The sequence below is a fragment of the Gemmatimonadaceae bacterium genome, assembly GCA_020846935.1.
Taxonomy (GTDB): Bacteria; Gemmatimonadota; Gemmatimonadetes; order Gemmatimonadales; family Gemmatimonadaceae; genus RBC101.
The window spans coordinates 614,634-622,061 of record JADLCY010000011.1 but is presented as its reverse complement, the minus strand read 5'-3'; the positions used below and the strand labels follow the sequence as shown (position 1 = coordinate 622,061).

Sequence of the window (7,428 nt, the reverse complement as noted above, 5' to 3'; positions counted from 1 at the left end):
GCGCGACACCGACGCGCGGCACCCCCGGGGGCCCCGCTTTTCGTTTGCCACCAGCCCGCACCACCCTTTCACGCATCACATCCGTGATGTTGATTCCCGGTCCACCAGCGGCGCGAGGCGTGCCCCGCCTCCGAGCCGGGACGCGCACACGACCAGGCTTCGACGGCACTCGTCGCTCCGTTCGCGGTCCAGCCGTCCGTCGTTCTTATCTGTCCGCCCGACCGCCTGTCCCCTTGGTATGATCGTCTTCGAGAACGTCTACAAGGCCTTCGGCTCGAAACGCGTGCTCCAGGGCTTCTCCCTCGAAGTGCGAGAGGGAGAAGCCATGGTCATCATCGGGTACTCCGGTTCAGGAAAGTCCGTCGCGATCAAGCACATCGTCGGCCTTCTCACCCCGGACGCGGGCACCGTCCTCGTCGACGACCACGATGTCCCCCGACTTTCGCGACGCGACCTCTCCGAGCTCCGCGCCTCCATCGGATACGTCTTTCAATTCGCCGCGCTCTTCGACTCCATGAACATCGGCGACAACGTCGCCATGGGGCTCCGCAAGCGCGGAAACATGACCGAACGGCAGATCGCCGACCGCGTGGCGGAAGTGCTGGAACTGGTGGACCTGCCTAACGTCCATGAGAAGTTTCCCGCCGAGCTGTCCGGCGGCATGCGCAAGCGCGTTGGTCTTGCACGCGCGATTGCCCTCAGGCCCAAGTACATCCTCTACGACGAACCCACCACCGGCCTCGATCCGGTCACATCCTCCGTCATCGATGACCTCATGGTCCGCATGCGCGACCGACTCGGCGTGACCTCGATCGTCATCACGCACGACATGAAGTCCGCGTTCCGCGTCGGCACGCGCATCGCCATGCTCTACGAGGGAAGGGTGCGACAGGTCGGCACCGTGGACGAGATCCGGAACTCCCGTGACGAGGAGGTGCGCCAGTTCGTCGAGGGCCGCGCCGAACCGAATGTGGCTGCCGGTGTGTAGGTGACGCCCGCGCGCGCCCGCAGCCAGCGGCACGACGAGACCCGGGAGGAAATCTCCGCGGGCGGCATCGTTGTGCGCCGGACGCCCGACGCGCCGCTTTTTCTCGTCATCCGCGACTCGTACAGGAACTGGGGATTTCCCAAGGGACACGTCGAGAACGGGGAAGCGCCCGCCGACGCCGCTCTGCGCGAGGTGGCCGAGGAGACCGGTCTCGTGGCCCTCAGACTGCGCGGCGCCATCGAGACCATCGACTGGTACTTCCGCTTTCGCGGTCGGCTCGTGCACAAGGTCTGCCACTTCTTCCTCCTCGAGACCGACGCCGAGCATACCACGCCACAGCGCGAGGAGGGGATCACGGCCTGTCGATGGGAGACGTTCGACAGCGCGATGACGCTCGTCGCCTACGAAAACGCACGTGCCGTGTTGCGCAAGGCGTCCGGCATGGTCGATCCCGGCGCTGGCACCTCGTGAGACGCCCCGTCGATCGCAGCGGTGCGTCCACCGGGCCGCTCACCATCGCCGTCCTCGCCGTGCGGGATCGGTCGCGTGCGCTCGCGCGCCAGGCGTTTCCCCGGCGGCACCACCACCTCGTGCTTGCGCGCCAGCTCAAGGACTTTCGCGCGGCTTTTCACCGTCAGCTCGTTGACGTGGCCCTCGTTGACCTCGGCGCCCCGAACGACGAGACCCCGCACGCCATCGACCTGGCGCGAGAATACCCGAGCACGCCGTTCGTCGGCCTGACCCCGCTGCGATCGACCGATGCGTCCGTGGTCGCCCGCTGCGCGGCCAGCGATTTCGCCGACCTCGCCGTCGATTCCGTGGACGATGGGCATCTGCTCGACCTGATCCTGCCGCTCAGCTTCACCCGTCGGTTTGCGGTCGCGCTTCGTGAGCCACACCCCGTGCTGCACATCGACACCCCGCTCCGTCGCCAAGCCTGGTCGTCTCTCGTCGGCTACGGTGGGCGCCCTGTACTCACCGAGACCCTGGCTTCCGGGATGGGCATCACGCGCGAACACTTGAGCCGAGCCTTCGCGGCGGGGAGCAATGCGCCCAACATCAAGCGGGTCATCGACCTGGTGCGTCTTCTGGCGGCCGCCGAGCTGGCCAAGAACCCCGGGTACGACGTGGGAGACGTGGCCAAGGTGCTCGGTTTCGCTTCATCTTCGCATCTGAGCACGACCGCCCAACGGATCATCGGGACGCGCCCAACCTCGCTGGCTCGGCTCCGGGCGGTTGACCTGTTCGAGCGGTTCGGCCAGGGGCGAAACCGGTCCCGGCGACCCAACAAACCAAGACCGTCCCATTGAATGCCCCAGGGGCTTGTGATAATTTTCACAAGCCCCAAAGACAGCCCGTCGTCCGATCCTTACGCACCGTCCCGACATGGCCTCCGAAACCATCCTGCGCCCCGGCGAGATCAAGGACATCCTCCTCCGCGAAATCGAAGCGGCTGACCTTCACGCGCTGGATGTCGAAGAGGTCGGTTCCGTCCTCGAGGTGAAGGACGGCATCGCCCGCATCTATGGATTGCGCAAGGCGATGGCCGGCGAGATGCTCGACGTGACCTCGTCGGAAACGGGGAACAAGGTGACGGCTGTAGCGCTCAACCTCGAAGAGGACAATATCGGCGCCGTCGTGCTGGGTGACTATCTCCAGCTCAAGGAAGGCGACGAGGTGCGTCGCACAGCGCGCGTGCTCGAAGTCCCCGTCGGTCCCGCCCTCATCGGTCGCGTCGTGAACGCACTCGGCGAGCCGATCGATGGCCAGGGTCCGATCGCGGCGACCATGACCCGTCGCGTCGAGTCTCCGGCGCCGGGCATCATCGTCAGGCAGCCGGTGAAGGAGCCGCTGCAGACCGGCATCAAGGCCATCGACTCGATGATCCCGATCGGTCGCGGCCAGCGCGAGCTGATCATCGGCGACCGCGGCACCGGCAAGACGGCCATCGCGATCGACACGATCATCAACCAGAAGGGCACGGGCGTCATCTGCGTCTACGTGGCCATCGGCCAGAAGGCGTCGACGGTGGCGTCGGTGGTGGAGAAGCTCAAGCAGGCCGGCGCGATGGAGTACTCCATCGTCGTCGTCGCCGCGGCGTCGGATCCGGCGCCGATGCAGTACATCGCTCCCTACACGGGCGCAGCGATCGCCGAGTATTTCATGTACCACGAGGGCAAGGCGACGCTCTGCGTGTACGATGACCTCTCCAAGCAGGCCGCGGCGTACCGTCAGCTCTCGCTGGTGCTCCGCCGGCCGCCGGGCCGTGAGGCGTTCCCGGGCGATGTGTTCTACCTCCACAGCCGCCTCCTCGAACGTGCCGCCAAGCTCAGCGAAGATCCGAGCGTGGTCGACAACAAGACGATCTTCAAGCCGGGTGGTTCGCTCACCGCGCTCCCCGTGATCGAAACGCAGGCCGGTGACGTCTCGGCCTACATCCCGACCAACGTCATCTCGATCACCGACGGCCAGATCTTCCTCGAGTCGGACCTGTTCTTCGCCGGCGTCCGTCCCGCGATCAACGTCGGCATCTCGGTGTCCCGCGTGGGAGGCTCGGCGCAGGTCAAGGCCATGCGTTCCGTTGCCGGTCGGTTGCGTCTCGACCTCGCGCAGTACCGCGAGCTCGAAGCCTTCGCCGCCTTCGCATCGGACCTCGACGCCGCGACCAAGCGGCAGCTCGAGCGCGGCGCGCGTACGGTGGAAGTGCTCAAGCAGCCGCAGTATTCGCCGATGGCCGTGGAGCAGCAGGTCGCGATCATCTACGCCGTATCCAACGGTCACCTCGACGACGTGCCGGTGAACCGCTGCCGCGAGTGGGAGCGGGGCTTCCACGAATTCATGGGCGCCCAGTTTCCGCAGGTCGGCGAAGCGATCCGCAAGGAGAAGGCGCTGAGCAAGGAGACGGAAGGGACGCTCAAGGAAGGCATCGCCGCCTACAAGAAGAGCTGGAAGTAGCCGGCTCCGACCCGTCACCCGCAGTCAATCCGTCAATCGCCCATACGTCCGTAACAAGCGATGGCTAAAGGCCGAGAGCTGAAAGGTCGGATCAAGACGACCGAAAACACGCGGAAGATCACGCGCACCATGGAGATGGTGGCGACCGCCAAGATGAAGCGGGCGCTCGATCGCGTGACCGCGGCGCGCCCGTACGCCAATGCGCTCGCCGAGGTGCTTTCGGGTCTCTATTCGCCGGATCTCGCTGAACGATTTCCGCTCCTGCGCCAGCCGGAGCGCGAGCGGCGCGCCGCCGTGATCCTCATGACCGCGGACCGCGGCCTGTGCGGCGGCTTCAATTCGAACCTCATTCGCGAGGCCCGCGGCCTGCTGGCGCGGCTCCGCGAGCGCGGCGTGGCGGTGGACCTGCACGTCGAGGGTCGCCGTGGCGTCGGCTACTTCCGCTATGTGGGGGAGCAGCTCGCCTCGGTCACGACCATGATCTCCGAGAAGCCGAGCGCCGAGAACGCGAGCGCGTTGATCGACGGGATCATGCAGCAGTTCATCGATGGTCAGCTCGACGCGGTGTACGTCGTGTATGCGCAGTTCCGTTCTGCGCTCTCCACGCCGCCCACGACGAGCCGCATACTTCCCGTGGCTCCGCCCGAGCGGAAGGGCGCCGCGCCGGACTACATCCTCGCGCCATCCGCCGAGGCGATCCTGTCGGACCTGCTGCCGTTGTATGTGCGCAACCAGGTCTATCGCGCGCTCGTGGAAACGGCCGCGGGAGAGCAGGGCGCCCGTCGCACCGCCATGAAGAGCGCGACGGACAACGCGGGCGAGATGCTCAACGTGCTCCGCCGCACCTATAACCGCACCCGTCAGGCCGCGATCACCCAGGAAATCGCGGAGATCGTCGGCGGCGCCGCGGCCCTGGAGTAGGTACTGAACCGGCTCCGGCCGGTGCCGCGCGTCGTTCACTCGGTGCGCAGCGAGCCGTCAGCAACGAATGAGTCACCCAGTCACCAACCACGAGTCACCCGTCACGATATGAGCGCAACTGCCACCAGGACCGCGGGTAAGGTTGTCCAGGTCATCGGCCCAGTGCTGGACGTCGAATTCGACGCCGACAAGCTCCCCGAGCTCTACAACGCGCTCACCGTCACCGGACGCACGGAAGCCGGCGAAGACGTCAACGTCGTGGTCGAGGTGCAGCAGCACATCGGTCGCAACCAGGTGCGCGCGGTGGCCATGTCGTCGTCCGACGGCGTCTCGCGCGGCATGGACGCGATCGATACCGGGGCCGCGATCTCCGTGCCCGTCGGCGCCCCCGCGTTAGGCCGCATTCTCAACGTGCTCGGCGAGCCCGTGGACAACGGCGAGCCGATCCCGGCGAGCGCCGAGCGCTGGCCCATCCATCGCAAGCGCCCGGACTTCGTGAACCTCGAGCCCAAGACCGAAGTCTTCGAGACGGGCATCAAGGTCGTTGACCTGATCGCGCCTTTCGTGAAGGGCGGCAAGATCGGTCTCTTCGGCGGCGCCGGTGTGGGCAAGACCGTCGTCATCATGGAGCTCATCAACAACGTCGCCAAGGGCCACGGCGGCAAGTCCGTGTTCTGCGGCGTGGGTGAGCGTACGCGCGAAGGGAACGATCTGTATCTCGAAATGAAGGAGTCGGGCGTCATCGACTCCTGCGCGCTGATCTACGGGCAGATGAACGAGCCGCCCGGCGCGCGTCTCCGCGTGGGTCTCTCGGGCCTCACGGTTGCCGAGTACTTCCGTGATCGCGAGAACGCCGACGTGCTGGTGTTCATCGACAACATCTTCCGCTTCACCCAGGCCGGTTCGGAAGTGTCCGCACTGCTTGGCCGTATGCCGAGCGCCGTGGGTTACCAACCGACGCTGGCGACGGAGATGGGCGACCTGCAGGAGCGCATCACGTCCACCCGGAACGGTTCGATCACGTCGGTGCAGGCGATCTACGTGCCGGCGGACGACCTCACCGATCCTGCGCCGGCGACTGCCTTCGCGCACCTCGACGCCACCGTCGTGTTGTCGCGAAAGATCACCGAGCTCGGCATCTATCCCGCCGTGGACCCGCTCGATTCGTCGTCGCGCATTCTCGACGCGCAGTTCATCGGCGAGCGTCACTACAAGGTGGCCACCGAAGTGCAGCGCATTCTGCAGCGCTACAAGGAACTCCAGGACATCATCGCGATCCTGGGCATGGAAGAGCTGTCGGAGGACGACAAGAAGATCGTGGGTCGTGCCCGGCGTATTCAGCGCTTCATGTCGCAGCCGTTTGCGGTGGCCGAGCAGTTCACGGGCATGAAGGGCGCGTACGTGAAGCTGGAGGAGACGATCAGCTCGTTCGAGCGGCTGACGCAGGGCGAGTTCGACCAGTATCCGGAGCAGGCGTTCTTCATGTGCGGCGGCGCGGACGACATCGTGCGCAACGCCGAGAAGCTGGCGAAGGGCTAGGGCGATGCTGAAGGTCTCGGTGATCTCTCCGGAGAAGACGCTGTTCGAGGGCGAGGTGGAGCAGGTGACCGCGCCGGCGTTCGATGGCGAGGTGGGGATCCTCACCTCGCACGCGCCGATGATGACGTTGCTGGGGAAGGGGACGTTGCGGCTCGGCGCGGGTGGGTCGGCCGGGCGGTTCGCGGTGGAGGGTGGGTTTCTTCAGGTGGTCGATGACAACGTGCGGGTGGTGACGGAGAGGGCGGAGGCGGTGTAGGCACATGTGCGGCATTCAAATAGGCCAGGCTCACAGGGTCTGGCCTATTCCCCGATTCTGCCGCTGTCACTCCCTTAACCTGAACGCGACAACCCAGTCTCCGGGTGCGCCGATTCCACTTCGCCCGCCCGCAGCGACTACGACATACTGCCTGCCGTCGAGGACGTAGGTCATCGGTGAAGCTTGTCCGCCCGCTGGAAGCTGACGCTCCCAAACTGGGCTACCGTCAGACACGTCGAGTGCGCGAATCTTGCCGTCTTGCGAGCCCGCTACAAAGGTGAGGCCAGAAGCGATCATCAATGGTCCTCCAAATGAGAGCGAGCCCCAGCTCTCGTAGCCCTTGTGACCTTGTAGCCAAGGGACGGTTCCCAAGGGACGTTCCCACGCGATGTCAACTCGCGAGTTCGCAATTTCGAGTGCCACGACCTTACCCCACGGAGGGGGCGAACATGGTGTTCCGGAGGCCACCACGAGCGGTCCCCTGGTCGCTGCGTACGGGCTTCCATCCTGCGCTAACCATTCGATGGGCTGATCTGCCGTAGCCGGGGCCGTCGCGCGACTTCTGTGGTGCAATCTGACTACCATGGCGACTCGTTTGACTGTCGCGACGAGTCGATGCCTTACAGGTCCCATGTGAGGCCATCCCAGTTCATTCCTCCCCACAGCCCTGGCCATGCGACGCTGCCTTGCAGCGACGGTGGGGTAAACATTCCCTCGTTGCGGAGGGACGCAAACGCGGTGCGGCATTGGGCGCGCTCCGCAGGCGTCA

General features: G+C 65.7%; 8 protein-coding genes. 7 read left to right on the top strand and 1 reads right to left on the bottom strand.

Features of this window, described 5'->3' with window-relative positions; genetic code table 11:
- The first annotated feature begins 238 nt into the window (after positions 1-238).
- From IT361_15155 to atpC, 7 genes are all read left to right on the top strand, one after another.
- Positions 239-988, top strand: coding sequence for an ABC transporter ATP-binding protein (locus IT361_15155; GenBank protein ID MCC6319016.1), 750 nt, complete (start codon positions 239-241; stop codon positions 986-988).
- Positions 989-1,459, top strand: coding sequence for an NUDIX hydrolase (locus IT361_15150; protein MCC6319015.1), 471 nt, complete (start codon positions 989-991; stop codon positions 1,457-1,459).
- Complete coding sequence (locus IT361_15145; GenBank protein ID MCC6319014.1) at positions 1,456-2,298, top strand: helix-turn-helix domain-containing protein; 843 nt, start codon at positions 1,456-1,458, stop codon at positions 2,296-2,298. The genes IT361_15150 and IT361_15145 overlap by 4 nt, the downstream gene beginning before the upstream one ends.
- 76 nt (positions 2,299-2,374) lie before the next feature.
- Positions 2,375-3,943, top strand: a complete 1,569-nt coding sequence (locus IT361_15140) for a F0F1 ATP synthase subunit alpha (GenBank protein ID MCC6319013.1) — start codon at positions 2,375-2,377, stop codon at positions 3,941-3,943.
- 60 nt (positions 3,944-4,003) lie between these two features.
- Positions 4,004-4,864 (top strand): ATP synthase F1 subunit gamma, encoded by an 861-nt coding sequence (gene atpG / locus IT361_15135; GenBank protein MCC6319012.1) that lies wholly within the window; start codon positions 4,004-4,006, stop codon positions 4,862-4,864.
- Positions 4,865-4,972: 108 nt separating this feature from the next.
- Positions 4,973-6,403: a F0F1 ATP synthase subunit beta gene (gene atpD, locus IT361_15130; protein MCC6319011.1), complete on the top strand. Its 1,431-nt coding sequence runs from the start codon at positions 4,973-4,975 to the stop codon at positions 6,401-6,403.
- Positions 6,404-6,407: 4 nt separating this feature from the next.
- On the top strand, positions 6,408-6,659 hold the full coding sequence (atpC, locus tag IT361_15125; protein ID MCC6319010.1) for an ATP synthase F1 subunit epsilon: 252 nt from the start codon (positions 6,408-6,410) through the stop codon (positions 6,657-6,659).
- Positions 6,660-6,725: 66 nt separating this feature from the next.
- Here atpC and IT361_15120 read toward each other — a convergent pair whose 3' ends face one another.
- Positions 6,726-6,956 (bottom strand): PQQ-binding-like beta-propeller repeat protein, encoded by a 231-nt coding sequence (locus IT361_15120; GenBank protein MCC6319009.1) that lies wholly within the window; start codon positions 6,954-6,956, stop codon positions 6,726-6,728.
- Positions 6,957-7,428 lie beyond the last annotated feature (472 nt).

Bases quoted from the DNA above. Each gene is read 5' to 3' on its own strand.
- atpC (MCC6319010.1), top strand. From the start codon at position 6,408: ATGCTGAAGGTCTCGGTGATCTCTCCGGAGAAGACGCTGTTCGAGGGC.
- IT361_15140 (MCC6319013.1), top strand. From the start codon at position 2,375: ATGGCCTCCGAAACCATCCTGCGCCCCGGCGAGATCAAGGACATCCTC.
- IT361_15155 (MCC6319016.1), top strand. From the start codon at position 239: ATGATCGTCTTCGAGAACGTCTACAAGGCCTTCGGCTCGAAACGCGTG.
- atpD (MCC6319011.1), top strand. From the start codon at position 4,973: ATGAGCGCAACTGCCACCAGGACCGCGGGTAAGGTTGTCCAGGTCATC.
- IT361_15120 (MCC6319009.1), bottom strand. From the start codon at position 6,956: ATGATCGCTTCTGGCCTCACCTTTGTAGCGGGCTCGCAAGACGGCAAG.
- atpG (MCC6319012.1), top strand. From the start codon at position 4,004: ATGGCTAAAGGCCGAGAGCTGAAAGGTCGGATCAAGACGACCGAAAAC.